The organism is Streptomyces sp. NBC_01017 (genome assembly GCF_045162795.1).
Taxonomy (GTDB): domain Bacteria; phylum Actinomycetota; class Actinomycetes; order Streptomycetales; family Streptomycetaceae; genus Streptomyces; species Streptomyces machairae.
In genome coordinates this window covers 1,989,017-2,008,714 of sequence record NZ_CP108683.1, presented here as the reverse complement: position 1 = coordinate 2,008,714, position 19,698 = coordinate 1,989,017, and the positions used below count along the sequence as shown (strand labels likewise).

19 protein-coding genes are annotated in these 19,698 nt (G+C 71.6%); 11 read left to right on the top strand and 8 right to left on the bottom strand.

Annotated elements, in window-relative coordinates; translation table 11 throughout:
* The first annotated feature begins 66 nt into the window (after positions 1 to 66).
* The 3 genes from OG331_RS09350 to OG331_RS09340 all read left to right on the top strand — a co-directional run bounded on the left by OG331_RS09350 (position 67) and on the right by OG331_RS09340 (position 3,405).
* Positions 67 to 522, top strand: coding sequence for a TIGR03668 family PPOX class F420-dependent oxidoreductase (locus OG331_RS09350; protein ID WP_406193874.1), 456 nt, complete (start codon positions 67 to 69; stop codon positions 520 to 522).
* 179 nt (positions 523 to 701) lie between these two features.
* The gene (locus tag OG331_RS09345) at positions 702 to 2,039 is read left to right on the top strand and encodes a gluconate:H+ symporter (protein ID WP_406193872.1); all 1,338 of its coding nucleotides are present in this window, start codon (positions 702 to 704) and stop codon (positions 2,037 to 2,039) included.
* A 37-nt stretch (positions 2,040 to 2,076) separates the two neighbouring features.
* A complete protein-coding gene (locus OG331_RS09340) occupies positions 2,077 to 3,405 on the top strand; it encodes an enolase C-terminal domain-like protein (protein WP_406193870.1) in 1,329 nt (442 codons plus the stop codon).
* A gap of 27 nt (positions 3,406 to 3,432) precedes the next feature.
* Here OG331_RS09340 and OG331_RS09335 read toward each other — a convergent pair whose 3' ends face one another.
* The gene (locus OG331_RS09335) at positions 3,433 to 3,879 is read right to left on the bottom strand and encodes a PaaI family thioesterase (protein ID WP_406193868.1); all 447 of its coding nucleotides are present in this window, start codon (positions 3,877 to 3,879) and stop codon (positions 3,433 to 3,435) included.
* Positions 3,880 to 3,964: 85 nt separating this feature from the next.
* On the opposite strand from OG331_RS09335, the gene OG331_RS09330 reads away from it, so the two are divergent.
* The 3 genes from OG331_RS09330 to ppk2 all read left to right on the top strand — a co-directional run bounded on the left by OG331_RS09330 (position 3,965) and on the right by ppk2 (position 5,842).
* Positions 3,965 to 4,417: a MarR family winged helix-turn-helix transcriptional regulator gene (locus OG331_RS09330; RefSeq protein WP_406193866.1), complete on the top strand. Its 453-nt coding sequence runs from the start codon at positions 3,965 to 3,967 to the stop codon at positions 4,415 to 4,417.
* Between the two features lie 4 nt (positions 4,418 to 4,421).
* Positions 4,422 to 4,886 (top strand): SRPBCC domain-containing protein, encoded by a 465-nt coding sequence (locus OG331_RS09325; protein ID WP_406193864.1) that lies wholly within the window; start codon positions 4,422 to 4,424, stop codon positions 4,884 to 4,886.
* 74 nt (positions 4,887 to 4,960) lie between these two features.
* On the top strand, positions 4,961 to 5,842 hold the full coding sequence (ppk2, locus tag OG331_RS09320) for a polyphosphate kinase 2 (protein WP_406193862.1): 882 nt from the start codon (positions 4,961 to 4,963) through the stop codon (positions 5,840 to 5,842).
* Between the two features lie 3 nt (positions 5,843 to 5,845).
* Here ppk2 and OG331_RS09315 read toward each other — a convergent pair whose 3' ends face one another.
* From OG331_RS09315 to OG331_RS09295, 5 genes are all read right to left on the bottom strand, one after another.
* The gene (locus tag OG331_RS09315) at positions 5,846 to 6,232 is read right to left on the bottom strand and encodes a luciferase family protein (protein ID WP_406193860.1); all 387 of its coding nucleotides are present in this window, start codon (positions 6,230 to 6,232) and stop codon (positions 5,846 to 5,848) included.
* 87 nt (positions 6,233 to 6,319) lie between these two features.
* Positions 6,320 to 7,240: a YceI family protein gene (locus OG331_RS09310; protein WP_406193858.1), complete on the bottom strand. Its 921-nt coding sequence runs from the start codon at positions 7,238 to 7,240 to the stop codon at positions 6,320 to 6,322.
* 92 nt (positions 7,241 to 7,332) lie between these two features.
* The gene (locus OG331_RS09305; RefSeq protein WP_406193856.1) at positions 7,333 to 8,415 is read right to left on the bottom strand and encodes a maleylacetate reductase; all 1,083 of its coding nucleotides are present in this window, start codon (positions 8,413 to 8,415) and stop codon (positions 7,333 to 7,335) included.
* A complete protein-coding gene (locus tag OG331_RS09300) occupies positions 8,412 to 9,275 on the bottom strand; it encodes an intradiol ring-cleavage dioxygenase (RefSeq protein WP_406193854.1) in 864 nt (287 codons plus the stop codon). The genes OG331_RS09305 and OG331_RS09300 overlap by 4 nt, the downstream gene beginning before the upstream one ends.
* A gap of 100 nt (positions 9,276 to 9,375) precedes the next feature.
* Positions 9,376 to 11,115 (bottom strand): FAD-dependent oxidoreductase, encoded by a 1,740-nt coding sequence (locus OG331_RS09295; protein ID WP_406193852.1) that lies wholly within the window; start codon positions 11,113 to 11,115, stop codon positions 9,376 to 9,378.
* 216 nt (positions 11,116 to 11,331) lie between these two features.
* Between OG331_RS09295 and OG331_RS09290 the strand changes: the two genes are divergently transcribed.
* Positions 11,332 to 13,110, top strand: coding sequence for a helix-turn-helix domain-containing protein (locus OG331_RS09290; protein ID WP_406193850.1), 1,779 nt, complete (start codon positions 11,332 to 11,334; stop codon positions 13,108 to 13,110).
* 135 nt (positions 13,111 to 13,245) lie between these two features.
* Here OG331_RS09290 and OG331_RS09285 read toward each other — a convergent pair whose 3' ends face one another.
* Positions 13,246 to 13,791: a hypothetical protein gene (locus tag OG331_RS09285; RefSeq protein WP_406193848.1), complete on the bottom strand. Its 546-nt coding sequence runs from the start codon at positions 13,789 to 13,791 to the stop codon at positions 13,246 to 13,248.
* A gap of 93 nt (positions 13,792 to 13,884) precedes the next feature.
* On the bottom strand, positions 13,885 to 14,628 hold the full coding sequence (locus tag OG331_RS09280) for a DUF998 domain-containing protein (RefSeq protein ID WP_406193846.1): 744 nt from the start codon (positions 14,626 to 14,628) through the stop codon (positions 13,885 to 13,887).
* Between the two features lie 223 nt (positions 14,629 to 14,851).
* Here OG331_RS09280 and OG331_RS09275 point away from each other — a divergent pair, with 223 nt between their 5' ends.
* The 4 genes from OG331_RS09275 (at position 14,852) to OG331_RS09260 (ending at position 19,690) form a co-directional block, all read left to right on the top strand.
* Complete coding sequence (locus OG331_RS09275) at positions 14,852 to 16,018, top strand: FAD-dependent oxidoreductase (RefSeq protein WP_406193844.1); 1,167 nt, start codon at positions 14,852 to 14,854, stop codon at positions 16,016 to 16,018.
* A 119-nt stretch (positions 16,019 to 16,137) separates the two neighbouring features.
* Positions 16,138 to 18,300 carry a molybdopterin cofactor-binding domain-containing protein gene (locus OG331_RS09270; RefSeq protein ID WP_406209870.1) on the top strand — a complete coding sequence of 721 codons (2,163 nt, stop codon included), beginning with the start codon at positions 16,138 to 16,140 and terminating at the stop codon, positions 18,298 to 18,300.
* A 19-nt stretch (positions 18,301 to 18,319) separates the two neighbouring features.
* Positions 18,320 to 18,775 (top strand): (2Fe-2S)-binding protein, encoded by a 456-nt coding sequence (locus OG331_RS09265; protein WP_406193842.1) that lies wholly within the window; start codon positions 18,320 to 18,322, stop codon positions 18,773 to 18,775.
* Positions 18,776 to 18,823: 48 nt separating this feature from the next.
* Positions 18,824 to 19,690 (top strand): fructosamine kinase family protein, encoded by an 867-nt coding sequence (locus OG331_RS09260; protein WP_406193840.1) that lies wholly within the window; start codon positions 18,824 to 18,826, stop codon positions 19,688 to 19,690.
* Positions 19,691 to 19,698: the final 8 nt, after the last annotated feature.

Sequence of the window (19,698 nt, the reverse complement as noted above, 5' to 3'; positions counted from 1 at the left end):
CAGGGCCACACGGATAGGGGTACCCGTCTCAGGGCGCGGCGTACCGCCGGGGCGGAGGGAGCCGAGATGCCGGACATGGAACGGGCCGAGGCGCGCAGCCGGTTCGCCGGGGCGCCGGTGGCTCGGCTGGCGACGGTCGATCCGGAGGGCCGCCCGCATCTGGTCCCGGTCGTGTTCGCGCTGCGCGGCGACGAGATCGTCACCGCCGTCGACCACAAGCCGAAGCGCTCCCAGCGGCTCAGGCGGCTGCACAACATCGCCGGGCACCCGGCCGTCTGCCTGCTGGCGGACGTGTACGACGACGACTGGGACCGCCTGTGGTGGGTCAGGGCGGACGGCGACGCCCGGATTCTGCCGCCGGACGCGGCCGACGGGGCAGCGCGTGACGAGTACGCCGCCGCCGTCGAGTCGCTGCGGCAGAAGTACCCCCGCCACTACGAGGGACGGCCGCCCGCAGGGCCGGTGATCGCGATCACCGTCGTGCGCTGGAGCGGCTGGCGGGCCGCACGGGACGCCGAGTGAATCACACCGGGTGAATCAGGCCGCGTGAATCACACCGAGTGAATCAACGGGTGCAGACCCATTGACCTTGACCATCCATGAACATAATCTCCGTCTTCATATGTAGACGACGTCTTCATTTGAGGACCCCGTTCAGCGGGGTGAACGTAGGCGGCCGGCGTTCAAAGGAGAACTGACATATGCCGCTCGTGGTGGTCGGGATCAGCGTCCTGGTCCTGCTCGTCCTGATGACCAAACTCCGGCTGAACGGCTTCGCCGCCCTGCTCCTGGTGGCGGTGGGCGTCGGCCTGGTCCAGGGGATCGGGCTGGAGAAGATCCCGGACGTCCTCGCCGAGGGCATCGGCGACCAGATCGGCGACACCATGCTCACCATCGGGCTCGGTGCCATGGTCGGCCGGGTGATGGGGGACTCCGGCGCCGCCCAGCGAATAGCCGGCCGGCTTCTCGACGTGTGCGGGCCACGCTGGGTGCAGGTGGCCATGGTGCTGACGGCCATGCTCATCGGCGTCACGATGTTCTACGAGGTGGCCTTCGTCATCATCGTGCCGATCGCCTTCACCCTCGTCCGGGTCACCCGGGCCAACCTGCTGTGGGTGGGGCTGCCCATGTCGATCGCCCTGTCCACCATGCACAGCTTCCTGCCGCCCCACCCGGGCCCCACCGCGGTGGCCGCCACCTTCCACGCGTCCGTCGGACTCACCTTGTTCTACGGCCTGTTCATCGCCGTCCCGGTCGGCGCGTTCATCGCCCTGCTGTGGCCGCGCCTCCCGTTCGTCCGGGCGATGAACCCGTCCATCCCCAAGGGCCTGGTCAGCGACCGTGTCTTCGAGGACGACGAGATGCCCGGCATGGGCTGGTCGCTGTCCGTCGCCCTGCTGCCCGTCGTCCTCATCGCCGGCGCCGCGGTGACCGACCTCGCCGCCTCCGGCGACAACGGCCTGCTGCACTTCATCGCGTTCATCGGATCCGCGCCGATCGCCCTGCTGCTCACCCTGCTCGTGGCGATCTGGGCGTTCGGCCCGCGCATCGGCCGCAGCCTCGCCGAGGTCAGCGCCTCGTGCAAGGAGGCCGCCCAGGCGATGGCGATGATCCTGCTCGTCATCGGCGCGGGCGGCGCCTTCAAGAACGTCCTCGTCGAGGGCGGCATCTCCGACTACATCAAGGACGCCACCGACGGCTGGTCGATCTCCCCGATCCTCCTGGCCTGGCTGATCGCGGCCATCCTCCGCATCGCCCTCGGCTCCGCGACCGTCGCCGTCGTCACCGCCTCCGGTGTGGCGCTGCCCCTGCTCGCCGGCAGTGGCGTCCACCCCGAGGTGATGGTGCTCGCCGTCTCCTGCGGCTCGATCGCCTTCTCCCACGTCAACGACCCGGGATTCTGGATGTTCAAGGAGTACTTCAACCTGTCCGTCCTCGACGCGATCAAGGCGCGCACCACGTACACGACGGTGCTCGCACTCCTCGGGCTGGGTGGTGTCCTGGTCCTGGAACCGGTCCTCGACGCCCTCAGCATCTGACCGACCTTCCTCCTCACGAGAACGGCATCCGCCAGCCATGACCCAGCCCGTCGTCACCAGCTTCGCCGTCTATCCGGTCGCCGGCCACGACTCGATGCTCCTCAACCTCTCCGGCGCGCATGCCCCGTACTTCACCCGCAACGTCGTCGTCATCGAGGACTCCGAAGGGCGTACGGGGCTCGGTGAGGTGCCCGGCGGCGAGAAGATCACCCGGACCCTGCGCGACGCCGAACGCCTCGTCGTCGGCGCGCGCGTGGGTGACTACAAGCGCGTCCTGCGTGCCATCGAGTCCGCCTTCGCCGACCGCGACACGGGCGGTCGCGGCGCCCAGACCTACGACCTGCGCACCACCGTCCACGCGGTCACCGCCGTCGAGTCGGCCCTTCTCGACCTGCTCGGCCAGCACCTCGAAGTCCCGGTCGCCGCCCTCCTCGGCGACGGGCAACAGCGCGACTCCGTACGGGTACTCGGCTACCTCTTCTACGTCGGCGACCCGGACCGGACCGACCTGGACCACGTCCGAGCCCCGGACGCGGACGTCGACTGGTACCGCATCCGGCACGAGGAGGCACTGACCCCCGAGGCGATCGTCCGGCAGGCCGAGGCCACCTACGACCACTACGGCTTCCGTGACTTCAAGCTCAAGGGCGGAGTCCTGCCCGGCGCGCAGGAGGTCAAGGCCGTCACCGCGCTCAAGGACCGCTTCCCCGAGGCGCGGATCACCCTCGACCCGAACGGCGCCTGGTCGCTGCGCGAGGCGGTCGAGCTGTGTCGTCCGCTCCTGGGCACCCTCGCCTATGCCGAGGACCCCTGCGGGGCCGAGGACGGCTATTCGGGGCGCGAGATCCTCGCGGAGTTCCGCCGGGCGACCGGGCTGCCCACGGCGACCAACATGATCGCCACGGACTGGCGTCAGCTGACCCACGCCCTGGCCCTGCAGTCGGTGTCCATCCCGCTCGCCGACCCGCACTTCTGGACCATGCAGGGCTCGGTGCGCGTCGCCCAGCTGTGCAACGCGATGGGGCTGACCTGGGGCTGCCACTCGAACAACCACTTCGACATCTCCCTGGCGATGATGGCCCACTGCGGTGCGGCAGCACCCGGCGAGTACAACGCCCTGGACACGCACTGGATCTGGCAGGAGGGGCTGGAGCGGCTCACCGCGGAGCCGCCGAGGATCGCCGGCGGCGAGGTCGCCGTACCGGACACGCCCGGACTCGGCATCCGGCTGGACATGGACCGGCTCCTGGCAGCACACGAGCTCCACGAGGAGAAGGCACTGTCGGGCCGGGACGACGCCGTCGGCATGCGGTACCTGATCGACGGCTGGACCTTCGACGCGAAGCGGCCCTGCCTCGTGCGCTGAACCTCGCCGGGTGCCGTCAGATCATGGTCAGGGCGCGTCGCGCTCGCTGTCCCGGGCCGGTTCGGTGACCGCGATGGTGCCCTGGGCCACGGCGCACAGGGTCGTGGTGCCGTCGGCGGCGACCGTCGTCAGATCGCAGCGGCACACCGCACGCGTACGGCCGGCCCGGATCACCCGGGCATGGGCGCGCAGGGTCTCGCCCTTCGCGGGGCGCAGGAAGTCGATGGTGAAACCGGCGGTCATCACACCGGAGCCGACCGCGGCGCCCGCGGCGAACGACAGCGCGTTGTCCGCCGCGTAGCCGAGCAGACCGCCGTGGGCGAAGCCGTGCTGCTGCAGCAGATCCTCACGGAGGTCCAGTTCGAGGGTCGCCTCGCCGTCGCCGAAGGCCGTCAGCCGGGCACCCAGCAGCACGCTGAAGGGTTGGGAGGCCAGCACCTTGCGGGCAAGGGGCAGGTCGAGGGTGTTGTCCACGAGACCACCGTCCACCGTCATCGTAAGTCACTTCACTAGTGAAGTGAGAATGGTGCCGCGCCGTACCGTCTGTCAACATCGGTCCATGCCCGAGCCCGATCAGCGACTGTTCTTCCTGCTCCAGCGGGCGGCGCACCAACTGCGCACCGCCACCGACCGGCGCCTGCTGGCCACCGCCGGGATCACCACGGCCCAGCTCGGCGCACTGTTCGCGATCCGTGACGAGCCGGGCATCACCCAGCAGGCGCTGGCCCGCGCCCTCGGGCTGCGCGAGTCCGCCGTCACCGGGCTGGTCGGCCGCCTCACCGCGGCGGATCTGGTCGCCAGAAGGGCGCATCCGCGGCAACACCGCGCCGTGGTGCTGGAGTTGACCGGCGACGGGGCCGCCGCACTCGACGCCGCGCAGCCGGAGGTCGACCGGTTCAACGCCGAGGCGCGGGCGCTGCTGGGCGAGGACGGGTTCACGCGGACGGCGGCGGCGATGCGCGCACTGGCCTCTTGGGAGTCGCCCCGACCCGCAGACCCGCCACTATCGTGAGGCCATGCACTCGACGCGGGTCTCCTGGCATGTGAACGCCTCGCGCGCGGCCGTCTACCGGGCACTGCTGGACGCTGACGCCGTCGAGAAGTGGCGGGTCCCGGACGGCATGACCGGGCATGTGCACGAGTTCGACGGGCGCGAAGGCGGGGCGTTCCGGGTCTCGCTCACCTATGACCTGCCGACCGGCGCCGGGAAGTCGGACGCACACACCGACACCTACCACGGCCGCTTCGTGCGGCTCGTGCCGGACGAGCAGGTCGTCGAGGAGGTCGAGTTCGAGACCGACGACCCCGCCCTGCGCGGCCTGATGACGATGACCACCACCCTCACCGACGCCGAGGGCGGCACGGACGTCCTCGTCGTGCACGAGGGAATCCCCGACGTGGTGCCGGCCGCGGACAACGAGACCGGTACGCGGATGGCGCTTGCGAACCTCGCCCGGCTGGTCGAGGCCGGATCACGGTGATCCGTTCCGGGAGTTACGTGATCTTTGCCTGGGGTTCGCCGCCCGTATGAAAGCGCTCGCTCTCATGGGTATGCATGGACACCGAACTGCTGTCAGGGTTGCGCGTCGACTACACCGACCAGGACGACCCCGTGCTGATCCGGCCGGACGGAAGTCCGGTGGACACGTGGCGCGAGAACTACCCGTACGACAAGCGCATGGAGCGCCCGGAGTACGAGTGGCACAAGCGCCTGCAGCAGATAGAACTGCTGAAGCTGCAGAGCTGGATCAAGGAGACAGGCCGCCGGCTCGTCATCGTCTTCGAGGGGCGCGACGCGGCCGGCAAGGGCGGCACGATCAAGCGGTTCACCGAGCACCTCAATCCGCGCGGCGCCCGGGTAGTGGCGCTGGAGAAGCCGACCGAGCGGGAGCGCGGGCAGTGGTACTTCCAGCGGTACGTCGAGCATCTGCCCACCGCGGGCGAGATCGTGCTGTTCGACCGGTCCTGGTACAACCGGGCCGGCGTGGAACGGGTGATGGGCTTCTGTACGGATGACGAGTACCGGCGCTTCATGCGGCAGGCGCCTGCCTTCGAGCGCATGCTCGTCGACGACGGAGTCGACCTGATCAAGTTCTGGTTCTCGGTGTCCCAGGGCGAGCAGCGCACCCGGTTCACCATCCGCCAGGTCGACCCCGTACGGCAGTGGAAGCTCAGCCCGATGGACCTGGCGTCGCTGGACCGCTGGGACGACTACACCGCCGCCAAGGTGGCCATGTTCCGCGAGACGGACACCGAGCACACGCCCTGGACCGTGGTGAAGAGCAACGACAAGAAGCGGGCGCGCGTCGAGGCGATGCGCAGGGTGCTGGCCTGCTTCGACTACAACGACAAGGACGAGGAAGTCGTCGGTACCGCCGACCCCCGGATCGTCGGCGCGGCCGCGGGCCTGCTGGAGGCGGGGGAGGACGATTCCTAGGCTCTAACGGCGGGGCAGCACCGTGACCCGGCGGAAGTTGCACTCGTCCCCTGCCGGACGCTTCCCGGCAGGGGACGGCACGCTCTGGTGGGCCTTGAGCGCGGCGCTGACCAGGCTCATCAGCAGATCGACGTCCGTGTCGCAGTCGAGATGCACCGTCACCCAGCCCGAGCCGGGGACCAGCCTGATCGCGGTGGACTCCTGGAGGTCGGCGTGGAAACGTCGGATGGCCGACACCGTCAGGTGCAGGTCCACGTCATGGTCGGAGTGGAAGTGCACGATCTCGCTTTGGACGGAGCGCAGTGCCCGCCCTGCACCGCAACTGGCCGGGCCCGAACTCAGATCGGGCCAGACTTCCAGTTGCTTCATGGCGCGCTGGGCCAGTGTCATGCCCCCATAGTCACCCGATCACCGCGTCGCAACCAGAGGTTGAGCAATTCGTAACCGGGGCGTGAGGTACCTCTCGGCCATCCTGGCCTAGTCGGGAGGGGTCGGCGTGTCGTGCGTGCGGTACATCGCCTGGACGTCCAGCTCCAGCTGGACCGTCGGCCCGACCACCGCGATTCCGCGGGCCAGCATGCTGCGCCAGTTCAGGGTGAAGTCCTCGCGGTGCAGCTCCGCCCTGGCCAGCGCCGCACACCGCAACTCCTCGCCGTAGCCGCCGTTGACCGACCCCAGGTAGGTGGTGTCCAGCTCCACCGAGCGGCTCACGCCGTGCATGGTGAGCGACCCCTGCAGTGTCCACTTGGCGCCGCCGCGGAAGGCGAAACGGGTGCTGGTGAAGTCGATGTACGGGTAGCGCTCGACGTCCAGGAAGTCGGCCGAACGCAGATGGTTGTCCCGGGTGTTGTTGCCCGTGGTGATGCCGGCCGCCTCGATGCGCACCGACACCTGGGAATCGGCCATGTCGGGCGCCACCCGTATGCCGCCGGTGAACCGCTCGAAGCGGCCGTGGACATGGGCCATGCCGACGTGCTTGGCGATGAACCGGATCGCCGTGTGCGGCGGGTCGAACAGCCAGGTGCCCGCAGTCGGCAGTTCCAGCTGCCGGCCCGACATCAGCTGGACCCGCGCGGCGGGCTGCGGCGCATCGGCGACGACGTCCAGCGACTCCCGGTGCGGTGTCAGCCCCTCGGCCGTGATCATGAGGCTGTAGCGGCCCGGCGGGAGCGCGGCGAAGAAGAGGCCGTACGGGTCCGTCGTACCGGACGCCACGACCTCGTGCGAATCCATCGCCGTCACGGTCACGTCGGCGCCGCGCATCGGCAGCCCGACCGGGTCCACGACCTCACGGCCCACGACGCCTGCACCGGCCGGCACGGGCAACGGGATTCCCGGCGCTCCTCGCGAGCGTCGACTCCCTCGGGAGTTTCGGCTCCTGAGTAGACCGAGGGGCATGCTGATCACCTTTCTTCCGTCGTGGGGGGATCTTCGAGCGTGGGGGGCAGGGGGTGTGTCAGTGGGCGCTGAGGTGAGGTCGGCGAGGGACGTCAGTGGGCGCCTGAGACCGGCGCCACGCCCTCGTACGCCGCCCGCAGCAGCGCGAGTACGCCGTCGGCGGTGACCGGGCGGGGGTTGGGGTACGCCTGGCCGGCAGTCTGCGCGGCAGCCGCCGCCAAGTCGGCCTCGGCGAGGCCCAGTTCGGCGAGCAAGCGGGGCGCGCCGAGGCGTCCCGCCAGTTCCCACAGGGCCGTCGGAGCGTCGGCCGCGTCCAGGGCGCGGGCCACGGTGGCGGCCGCGTCCGGGGCGGCGGGCGCGTTGTGGGCCAGGGCGTACGGCAGGACCACCGTGTGCGTCTCGGCGTGCGGGAGGCCGAAGCTGCCGCCCAGGACATGGCACAGCTTGTGGTGCAGGCCCATGGTGGTGGCGCCCAGGCAGGACCCGCACAGCCAGGCCCCGTACAGCGCGCGACCGCGTGCGGCCGTCGACGCCGGCTCCTCGGCCACCGCCGGGAGCGCCCGCGCCATCGCCCGAACGCCCTCCTCGGCCATCAGCGCGACGAGGGGCGAGGTGTCAGGGGCGTACAGGGCCTCGACGGCGTGTGCGAGCGCGTTGATTCCGCTGGTCACGGAGAGGGGCACGGGCAGGGAGAGGGTGAGCTCGGGGTCGTAGACCACACTGCGGGGCAGCACCTTCGGGTCGCGGCCGGTCCGCTTGGCCCCGTGCTCGGTCAGGCCCCAGACGGGGGTCATCTCCGAGCCCGAGTACGTGGAGGGCACCGCGATCAGCGGCAGTCCGGTGCGCAGGGCGATCGCCTTGCCGAGCCCGATCGACGAGCCGCCGCCCACCGCGACGCACCCGTCGGCGCCCGCCGCGCGAGCCGCCTGGACGGCCACGTCGGCGACCTCGACGGGGACGTGCATCCGCGCCCGGTCGTGCACACCGACGCAGGCCGGGCCGAGCGCGTCGGCGACCGCCCGCGCGATGTCCGCGCCCCGCGCCCCGCAGACCACCAGCACCCGCCGCAACCCCAGCCGCTCGACCTCGCCCGGCGTCGCGGACACCGCGGCCCCGGGCCGGAAGACGACCCGGACGGGCAGGGCGTCGTAGGAGAAGTCGAGGGCGTCGTTCACGACCGCTCCAGTACGAGGTCGAAGCGGGCGTGCCGGAACGGGTTCGGCACGCCGAACTCCCGTGCCGCAGACGGGTCGTCGACCGGGGCGAAGTCGGTGACGAGGCCCGGCTTGACGGCGAACACCGCGTCCGAGTCCAGGTAGTCGCTGCCCGCCACGAAGATGTGCGTGGTCACCGGGGTGTGTCCGTCGGCCGAGACGATGAAGTGGATGTGCGCGGGCCGGTAGGGGTGCCGTCCGGTGGCCCGCAGCAGCGCGCCGACCGGTCCGTCCGTCGGGATCGGGTACGGGCTCGGCACGCACGTACGGAACCGGAACCGTCCCTCGCCGTCCGCGATGAACAGGCCGCGGCCGTTGCCCGGAGGCTGAACGTCCGGCTGCTGCACGTCGTAGAAGCCGTTGCCGTCGGCCTGCCACACGTCGACGACCGCGCCGGGCAGCGGGCCGCCGTCCCGCGACAGCACGCGCCCGCTGACCACGCACGGCTCGCCATCGCCGACCAGGTCGATGTTCGCGCCGAGCGCGCGCACCGGCGACTCGGTCATGTGGAACGGACCGAGGACCGTCGACTCGGTGGCGCCGGGACCGTGCCGCTCGTTGATCGTCTCGAGGAGCATCGACAGGCCGAGCACGTCCGACAGCATGATGAACTCCTGCCGGGTCCGCGTGCACGCCTGCCCGGTCGCCGTCAGGAACCCGACCGCCCGCTCCCACTCCTCCTGCGTCAGCCGCGACTCCCGGGCGAAGGCGTGCAGATGCCGGATCAGGCCGGTCAGCAGCTCCCGCAGGCGGGGGTCGTCCGTGCCCCGCAGACTCGCGACGACCTCGTCGGTGACCGTGTCCGGCGCGTCACCGGTCATGTCGGCTCCTTCCCGGGCTTCTTGTCGTGCGGCTGCCCGTCCCGCGGCTTCATGTCCTACTTCGGCTTCCAGTCCTTCTTCGGCTTCCTGGACGTCCATCTCAACCGTGCCCGAGAATCCGCCGCAGTGCGTCGGTGAGCAACCGTTCCGCGTCCACGGCCGCGTCGGCGTGCCGGAACGCCACATACCCGTCGGGGCGTACGAGGAGCGCGCCCGCGTCGGAGATCTCGCTCAGGCCGGCCCAGTCGCCGTAGGGGTCCTCGAACTCCCGGCCCGGTCCGATGACGACCGTGGCGATGTCGAGGGGCTGCGCCTCGGCCGCCCGCAGCCACGTCTCGCCGCCGATGCCGGTGAGCAGGGTGAAGCGGCCCTTGCCGACCGTGTCGAGGGTGGACAGGGTCCGGGTCCCGGAGGTGATCCAGGCGTGCGGGAGCTTGGCGCCGGGGCGGGAGGAGGGCTGGTGGTGCAGTTCGGGATCGCGGGTGAAGCCGGGGTCGGGCGTGCCGTCGGGGACGACCGCCTCGGAGGTGTAGCGCTGGTTGAGGTCGACGCCGTGCGCGTTGAACTCGTACGCCTTGAAGGCGATCGCCTCGCGCAGCGCGGCCCGCTGCCCGGCCGCCGCCTCGGTGGTGTCCTTGCGGGCGGCGATGTTGGCCCACAACTGCCCGGGCGTCTGCGGCGACAGCCCGTCGAGCGCCTCGAAGATCGGGGCGGTCTCGGCTATGGACTTGTTGGCGCGGGTGACGATCTGCCTGCCGACCGGAGCGCGCTCGGCGTCGTAGGTGTCGAGGAGTCGCGGCGAGGCGACGCCGTCGAGGACGAGCTTCAGCTTCCAGGCCAGGTTGTGGGAGTCCTGGATGGAGGTGTTGGAGCCGAGCCCGTTGGACGGCGGGTGGCGGTGCACGGCGTCACCGGCGCAGAGGACCCGGCCGTTGGCATAGGTCTCCGCGTACATCTCGTTGACCGTCCACGCCGAGGACGACTTGATGGTCACCGGAATCCCGTCGTCGCCGACCAACTGGCGTACGACGGACAGGGCGTACTCCTCGGTTAGGTCCGGGGCGCCGGCCGTCACGTCGTAGCCCCACACGATCAGCCACTCGTTCCAGGGCCGTACGCAGCGCACCAGGCCCGCGCCGATGCCGCCGACCGTGGCGCCGGGCGCGAGGACCCAGTACAGGGTGGAGGGGCGGTGCGCGGTGTACTTGCTCAGGTCCGCGTCGAAGACGATGTTGATGCTGCCCGCGACGCCCATCTGTCCGCCCATCGGCAGCCCGGCGTCCTCGGCGACCTTGGAACGGCCGCCGTCGGCGCCGATCAGGTACTTGGCGCGAATCGCGTACTCGTCGCCGCGCAGCCGGTCCTCGACGGTGACCGTGACGCCGCCCTCGTCCTGGACGAAGGACTTGTAGACCGTGCTGAACCGGAGGTCCGTGCCGCGCGCGACCGCCGCGTTCACCAGCACCGGCTCCATCAGGTGCTGCGGCATGTCGCACATCCGCGTCGGGCCGGCCAGCTCGTGCGCCGCCTGCACGAGCGGGTCGTTGCCCCAGGAGCGCACCCTGCCGAGCTCGTCGCCCGCAAGGCTCGTGCAGAACGTCGTGTTGCCCATCAGGTGCTGGGGCGTCGCCTTGGCGATGACCTCCTGCTCGACGCCCAGGTCGCGCAGCACCTCCATGGTCCGCTGGTTGGTGATGTGCGCGCGTGGCGTGTCGGCGAGGCTCGCGTACTGGGTGACGACCATGTTGCGCACGCCGTAGGTGCTCAGCGCCAGCGCGGCCGACGCGCCCGCCGGGCCGCTGCCCACGATCAGTACGTCGGTCTCGACAACGGTGTGCACGACAGAAAGCTCCAGGGGGCGAGTCAGGGGTGAGCAAGCAGATGAGCCAGGGGACTGGCCCGGATTCGGGCAGGCGCCGAGAATCGAGGACGGACCCATGCCTTTCAAGATCATGGAGTGCCGCGGTCGGTCATGGGTGTCTCAATACGAGACAACCTCCGCTGCACATCCCGCCGTCGCCGCGTGCGCGTCGCCCCGGATACGGTGAGGGGCGCCATGACCACCGCGGAACATCCTCCTGCCCTCGCCCCTCTCCGCCATGCCCGCGAACGGTTCCTGTCGGGCCGCCCGCTCCCGGCCGGCGTGCCGGACGACGTCGTCGCCGCCTGGCGGCGTGCCCGGTTCTTCGGCGTACGGCCCGATCTCGACGGCCCGGTACGGGAGTCGGCCCACCCCGTCGACTCGCCCCTGCTGGAGGCCGCGCGTCCGGTGCTCGCCCGGATCGCCCCGGCCCTGGACGCCGGACGCTCGGCGCTCGTGCTCACGGACGAACGGCTGAGGGTGCTGTGGTCGACCGGCAGCGCCCCCGGCGACGACACCTGCAGCGACCTGTCCGAGCGCGAGGTCGGCCACAACAGCGCCGCGCTCGCCCTGCGCACCCGGCGCCGGGCCGAGGTGCACGGACCCGAGCACTTCCTCGACGTGTGGCAGGACGTCTCCGCGGTCAGCGTGCCGCTGCTGGCCCCGGATTCGGAACAGGTGCTCGGCACGGTGACGGTCGCCTCCGGTCTGTGCGCGGGCTGCCGACCACACCCCGGCGCCGCCCTCGCCGAGGCGGCCGCCGCGGCGGTGGAGGCCGAACTGCGGGCACGCGCGCGTACCGCGGAACGGGCGCTGCTCGACGCATACGAGCGGGCCGCGCCGGGACGCGAACGAGCGGTCGTCGCGCTGGACGGCCGGAACCGCCTGATCAGCGAGGCGGCGGCACGCCTGGCCTCGCCGCAGGTGCTGGAGGCGCTTGAGCGGGGTGCGCGGGCGTGGGGGAGGGGGACCGGCGAGTCGTACGAGGTCTCGCTTCCCGAGGACGCGGGGTGCAGTGTCGAGATCACTCCGGTACGGCATGCGGGGTGCGCCGTCGGCCTGGTCGCCGTACTCGCGCCACGTTCCGCGGAGCCGGTGCCGGAGCCCGTGCCGCGTCCGGGGAGCGAGTTGACCGGGAACTCGGTGCCGTGGCGGCACGCTGTCGCGCGGGCCACGGCCCTGGCCCGGACTGCGGGGCCCTTGCTCGTCGTCGGCGAACGGGGAACCGGCAAGACCACGCTGGCCCTCGAACTGCTCGACGGCACGGCCCCCTTGGTCATGGACGCCGCCGAAGCACCCGAACTCGGCCTCAAGGATGACGCGCGTGGCGAGACGGGGGCCGCCCCGGCCGAAGGCTGGGGGAGGGCCGGTGACCGGCCTCTGCTGCTGCGGCACGCCGAACGGCTCGCTCAGCCCGACGTCGCCGCTCTCAACTCCCTCCTGGACGAGCGCCCCGACGCCCGCCTGGTGGTCACCTACACGCCCGGAACCTCACCCGGCCCCTGCCTCCAGCGCCTCCTCGACACCCTCGCGGCCCGCTCGGTGACCCTGCCGGCGTTGCGGGAACGCGCCGAGGACATCAGGGAGCTGCTGCCCGCCCTCGTGCCGGCGCCCGCACCCGGCAGCCCGCCGCTGACCTGGTCGCTGGACGCGCTGCGGGCGCTGGAGCGGCATCCCTGGCCCGGCAACGTCACCGAACTCGCCCACCTCGTGCGGGCGTTGGCGCGTCAGCGGCGGGTCCGCGGACCGGTGCGGCGGAGCGAACTGCCCGATCCCGTCCGGGAAGGGCCCGCGGGACGGAACCTCAGCCCGATGGAGCTCGCCGAACGCGCCGCGATCCTGGAGGCGCTGCGCCGGCACGGCGGCAACAAGGCGCGCGCCGCGGCGGCGTTGGGCATCGCCCGGGCGACCCTCTACCGGAAACTGCGGGAGTACCAGGGGCGGGATGCCGGGATCCGGGGTGGGATGCCGTGATCGGGGAGCGGGATGCTGCGATCGGGAGCGGGAAGTTGTGCTCGGCCCCCGGGCCGGAGCCGGACAGGTCCGGACGGGCCGGGGCGAGACCGTGCGGGGCGGGGCGCTCTGATCGATCCCCGCCCCCGACCGTCCTCAGCGTGCGCCGGTCCAGTTGTGCGCCACGTCGATCACGATCCGGCCGTCGGTCACCGACACCCGGAACGGCAGCCGCGCCCGGACGCCGAGCCCGATCTGCGTGTCCCCTTCGAAGCTGCCGACGAACCGGCCGTCCCTGAAGGTGCGGTATCCCGTGAGGTCCACGCCCTTGAGACGCTGACCGGCTCGCACGGGATACGTGGGCTTCCCGGTGTCGGGGTCGTAGGCGGGTGCGGTGACTCGCACCTCGAGGACGGCTCCGCCGCCGACGGCGATGTGGTTGCCCGAACCGTCCTGATAGACGCGACTGACGTACTGGACGGAATAGCCCAGGTCGCCGCTGCCCGCGCCGGGGACGTCGACGACCATGCGGTCGAAGCAGGCGTGCCGGCCGGTCCGGACGTTCGTCACCGACTCCGTCGTGGCGGCGGAGCGGGTCTCGGCCTGGCTGCCCCAGCCGGTGGGGCAGGCCGTGGCGGCCTGGCTGGTGCGGGCGGGGGCTGCGCCGGCAGGGACCGCCGCCACTCCCAAGGTGATGCCCATGAGCGCGGCTGTCGCCCATGCAGTTCGCTTTTGTACCATTGCGTCCCCCGGGGAGGCTAAGTGTCTGATATCTGGTGAGACACCCGGGTGGCGTCAATGGTTGCATTCCTCGCGAGAGATGGCAGGAATCAACCGGAAGATGGCGAGAGCGCCGATGACCAGCGCCCACACCAGGATGGGGAATGCCGCCACTCGTTCCATTCCGCCCATGCCGAGGCCCAGGTACCGCTCGGAGAGGAAGAGCCCGAGGGCCGTGATCGCGACGACTCCCAGCAGCCCGGTCAGCCGCCTCAGCGCCCGAGGCACGCTGCCCGCCAGGCCGGCCCCGGCCAGCGTCAGGCCGATATTGCCGGCCCCCATGACCAGCAGGGCGCCCAGCGCGTGTTGGTTCTCGTCGACGTCGGAGGGAGCCAGCCCGGCGAGCACGAAGCCGACACCTCCGCCCGCCAGCAGCAGCCTGGCCGACACTCCCGCCGCGCCCTTGCGCCAGAGGGGCCCGGTGAGCGCGGCGCCGACCGCGAGCAGTGCGCCGAGCGCGATGAACGAACCGTTCATCAGTCCGTGCTCGGGCGAGCAGATGTACCTCGGTTCGGGATCCGACTGCAGGGCGCAGTGGACGTTGCCCAGGTCGCTGATGTTGTTCCGGGCCCAGCTGTACACCGGGCTGTGCCACGCGGACTCCACGACCACGTGCAGTACGAAGAACTGGGCGACCCCGACGACCCAAGCGAAGTATCCGAGCCGGGCGAAGTATTTGGGCCGAGCGATGTAGTCGCGCCGGTCCGAGGGGCCGGACCGGTCCGAGGAGCCGCTCCGTGTGGGCGGGCCCGGTCTCATGACGTCACTGTTCCGATTCCTCAACTTGCATGCCTTTCCCCGTAGTTCGTCCGCACAAGCCGATCACGTGTCGTGGGTCCGGGACATGCCGGACGACCCCCGGAACGGGGTGGGGGCAACCCCAGGTCGACGATCTCGGCGGGAACCGACGCCGGGGCCCGGACGTTCCATGAAGTACCTGGGCGACTCACGGGGGTCGTGTGTGTACGAGTGGGGGAGCGACGTGGCACAGGTGCTGGTCATCGGGGGCGGGATCGCGGGCGCGGGGGCGGCTCTGGCGCTGGACAAGGCCGGATTCGACGTCGTCGTGTACGAGGCGCACCCCGACTCCGCCGAGGACATCGGCGCGTTCCTCACGCTGGCGAGCAACGGCATGCGCGCCCTGGCTCAGCTGGACGCCTCGGCCGCGGTGACCGCGATCGGCTTCCCGCTGACCTCGATGCGGGTCCTGGACGACACGGGCACCCAGCTGGCCCAGGTGCCGCTCGGCGAGGCCGGCACGCCGCACCTGCAGTACCGCTGTCTGCGGCGCGGCGACCTCAACTCCGCCTTGCAGGCCGAGGTCACGCGCCGCGGCATCGACATCCGGCACGGCGCGCGCCTGATGTCGGTCGTCGAAGGCCAGGGCGGCGTCACCGCCCACTTCGCCGACGGCAGCACGGCGACCGGCGATCTGCTCGTCGGGGCCGACGGCCTCAACTCCACCGTCCGCCGCCTCATCTCCCCCGACGCCCGGCCGGTCCACGCCGGGCAGTACGTCTTCTACGGCTACACCGGCGCCGCATCCGGTCCGGGCCGGCCCGACACCATCACGATGGTGCGCGGCAGCTCCGTCGCCTTCGGGTACGCGGTGTCGCCGGACGGGGAGACGTACTGGTTCGCCCGTGTCACCGACGAGCCTTTGGCCGCCGACGCCATCGCGCAGGGCACCCCCGCCCAATGGCGCGACCTGCTCCTGCCGCTGCTGCGCAAGGACTCGACCCCCGCCGCCGACCTGGTAGCAGCCACCCCCGACCACCTCATGGTCACCAACGCCACCGAACTCCCCACCGGAACACCCTGGCGCTCGGGCCGGACCCTGATCATCGGCGACGCGGCCCACGCGGCGTCCCCCGCCACCGGGCAGGGCGCCTCGATGGCGCTGGAGGACGCCGTGGTCCTCGCCAAGTCGCTGCGGGACGCCCCGGACACCGACTCCGCGCTGTCCCTCTACGAGACCCTCCGCCGCCCTCGCGTGGAACACAACATCACCGTGAGCGGCAACATCTCCCGCGGTGCCCACACCCCGTCGGGCCCCGGCCCCCGGGGCGCGAGTGCGGACCGGCCGGGCGACGACGATCTCATACGGCACCTGGAGTGGAGCACCGACCTCTCACAACTCGCGCCGTAGCCCGAAGGAACGACCAGCCGACGCAACCTCGCGGTGCACCGACCCCTCATACAGGTCGAACCAGTCCGGTTCGCGGAGAGGAGCGCCTGTTGGCCCGTCAGTTGTCCCGTCGACAGTTCGTGGTCTATTCGCTCGCGGCGACCACTCTGACCGTCGCGGCACCGCTCGGCTGTGACTCCGCGAGTGCGGAGGGCTCCGAGCGAACCGTGGACGGCGACCGCCGGTCCTCCGACGTCCTGGTCACCGGCACCGACGCGGAGATGCTGGTCCTGGAGGTCACTCCGGCCAACAAGGTCGTCGTACGGCTGCCCCGCGTCGAGGTCGGCCAGGGCGTCACCACCGCCGTCGCGATGCTGATCGCCGAGGAACTGGACGCCCGGCTCGCCGACGTGGACATCCCGCTCGCGGATGCCCGCAACGAGGGCAACCAGTTCACCGGCGGCTCCAGTTCGGTCAGTTCGCTGTACGGACCGGCGCGGAAGCTGGCCGCCACCGCCCGCGCCAAGCTGGTGACCGCTGCCGCCCGCCGCTGGCACGTCCCCGCGCGGACCCTGCGCACCCGGGGCACGAGAGTCTTCGCACCGGACGGGCGCTCGGCCACCTTCGGCTCGCTGACCAGGAGCGCCGCCCGGATCACACGGCCGACCGTGCCGACCGATCCGAAGCCGGCGTCGAAGCACCGGGTGATCGGGCGCCCGACGACCCGGATCGACGCCCGCGAACTCATCACCGGCAAGGCGAAGTACACCGGAGACCTCACGGCGGCCGGGGCCGAGCCGACGGTCGTGGCCCGGCCGCCGACGATCGGCGGGAAGGTCCTCTCGGTCGACTCTGCGGCAGCCCGGGCCATGCCCGGTGTCCACGCGGTCGTCCAGATCGACGGTGGTGTGGCCGTGGTCGCGGAGACCTTCCACCACGCCTTCCAGGCCAGGGACGCCCTCCGGATCAAGTGGGCGCCCGGCCCGCTGGCGAACCTCTCCGACTCCGGCATCCGCTCCCGGCTGCGCGCCGCGGTCCCGAAGCTGGGGGACCCGCCGCGCGGGTCGGCGCAGACCGAGGCCGAGTTCGAGTTCGCCTTCGTCAGCCACGCGCCGATGGAGGTCCTCACCGCCGTGGCGGACGTACGCGCCGGGCGGGCCGAGATCTGGTTCTCCTCCCAGACCCCGACGTCCGCGCGCGAGGACATCGCGGCGCGGCTCGGCCTGCCGGTGTCGAAGGTGCAGGTCCATGTGGTGCGCGGCGGCGGCTCGTTCGGACGGCGCCTGAACCATGACGCCGCGATCGAGGCGGCTCTGATCTCCAAGAAGGCGCGCCGGCCGGTCAAGCTCATGTGGAGCAGGGAGGACGACATCCGGCACGGCAGGATGCGCCCGGCCTCCCATCACCGGATCCGGGCCAGCCATGCGCGGGGCAGGGTGGTCGCCTTCGCCCACGCGACGGCCTCGGTCAGCGAGTTCTTCGAGGAGCGGGGGCTGTCCACACAGGGAGGCGTGAATCCCACCCAAGTAGGCCTGCGTTCCCCTCAAGGTGGCGTCGGTCCCGCTCAAGGCGCCGCACGCTCGGCCGTCCGCGCCCCCGCCGCTGCCCCGCTCCCCAGCGACAGTGGCCTCTACAACTTCGGCCGTCTCTCCGGGAACTCGGGCTCGGTCGACCTGGCGATCCCCCTCGGCGCCTGGCGCTCGGTGGACTCCGGCACGGTGCGCACCGCCGAGGAGATCGTCGTCGACGAGGTCGCCCGCAGCCTCGGCAAGGACCCCGTGGCCCTCCGCCGTACGACACTGCGGAGCAAGACCGTCAGGGCCGTACTGGACAAGGTCGCGACCGTCGGGAAGTGGGGCCGGACCATGCCGCGGGGGCACGCCCAGGGTGTCGCGGTCCACGAGGAGTACGACTCCTGTGTGGCCTGCCTGGTCGAGATCGACGCCGTCGACCCGAAGAACCCCCGGGTCACCAAGGTGGTGATGGCGGCCGACGTGGGAACGGCAGTCAACCCGCGCGGCCTGGAGGCGCAGCTCATGGGCACGGCCGTCGACGGCATCTCCACCATCCTCCGCGCCGGCCTGCACATCGACCGGGGCGCCGTCCGGGAGAGCAGCTTCGCCGACTTCCACTACGCCCGTCAGCGGCACGCCCCGCAGCACTTCGAGGCGCACATCATGCCCTCCCGGCGCGCTCCCGGCGGCGCCGGTGAACTCGGCGTCCCGGCCGCGTCCGGCGCCGTCGCCAACGCCTACGCACGGGCGACCGGCACCAAGCCGCGCCGTTTCCCCCTCAACTTCTGAGCCACCCGAGAAGGTACCGATGCCGTCCTACTCCTTCACCCTCAACGGCAAGCGGGTCACCGTCGAGGCCCCCGCCGACATGCCCCTGCTGTGGGTGCTGCGTGACCTGCTGAACGTCACCGGCCCCAAGTACGGCTGTGGCGTGGGCGCCTGCCGTGCCTGCACCAGCCATCTCGACGGCGACGAGATCCAGCCCTGCGTCGTTCCGGTCGCCGACTGCGCCGGCCGTGCGGTCACCACCATCGAGGGCCTGGCCGACGGTGAGCGCCTCCACCCGGTCCAACAGGCCTGGCTCGACTGCGACGTCGCCCAGTGCGGCTTCTGCCAGCCGGGCCAGATCATGGCCACGGCCGCGCTGCTGAAGAAGACGCCCCGGCCGACGGACGAGGACATCGACCGGATCGAGAACGTCTGCCGCTGCGGTACGTACGCCAGGATCCGCGAGGCGATCAAGAAGGCCGCCGCCAACAGCTGACCTGATGGGTGGCTTCGGTACGGCAGGAGGCCGCCGTACCCTGTGGCCGTGTACGACTCCTTCGACGGCTCCGGCGCCACGGCCGCGCGCTTCACCGGACTTCCGGTCACCGGGGAACGCCGGCTCTCCGCAACGCTCGCCGAAGTCACCCTCGCCGACGGGCAGGTCGTGATGGTCAAACGCGGCGAAGGCGACGGCGCCGCACAGGCCGAGGCGGCCGGGCTGCGCTGGCTGGCCGACGCCGGCACGGTCCGTATCCCCGCCGTGCATGGCCAGGACGGGCAGTGGCTGGTCACGGAACGGGTGGCGACCGGCCCTCCCACCACCGACGCGGCCGAGCGGTTCGGACGCGATCTGGCCGCACTGCACGCCACCGGCGCACCGGCGTTCGGCGCCGCGCCGCCCGGCGGCCCAGAGGACGCGTACATCGGGCTCGCCCCGATGCGCAACGTCACCGGCCCGGACTGGCCGCACTGGTACGCCGAGCACCGGGTGCTGCCGTATCTGCGCCGCGCTGTCGACGACGGCACGGTCCGTGGCCCGGAGGCGTCCGTGATCGAGCGGGTCTGCGAGCGGCTCCCCGAACTGGCGGGCCCCGCCGAGCCGCCCGCCCGGCTGCACGGCGACCTGTGGAACGGCAACGTCCTGTGGGGCGCCGACGGGCACGTCTGGCTGATCGACCCGGCCGCGCACGGCGGCCACCGCGAGACCGACCTGGCCATGCTCCACCTCTTCGGCTGCCCCCACCTGGACCGGGTCCTGGTCGGCTACCAGGAGGCGGCGCCCCTCGCCGCCGGCTGGTCCGAGCGGATCGGCCTCCACCAGCTCTTCCCGCTGCTGGTGCACACCGTGCTCTTCGGCCGCGGCTACGCCGGGCAGGCCATGACGGCGGCCGAGGCAGCCCTGCGCAGTTGACGGCGCAC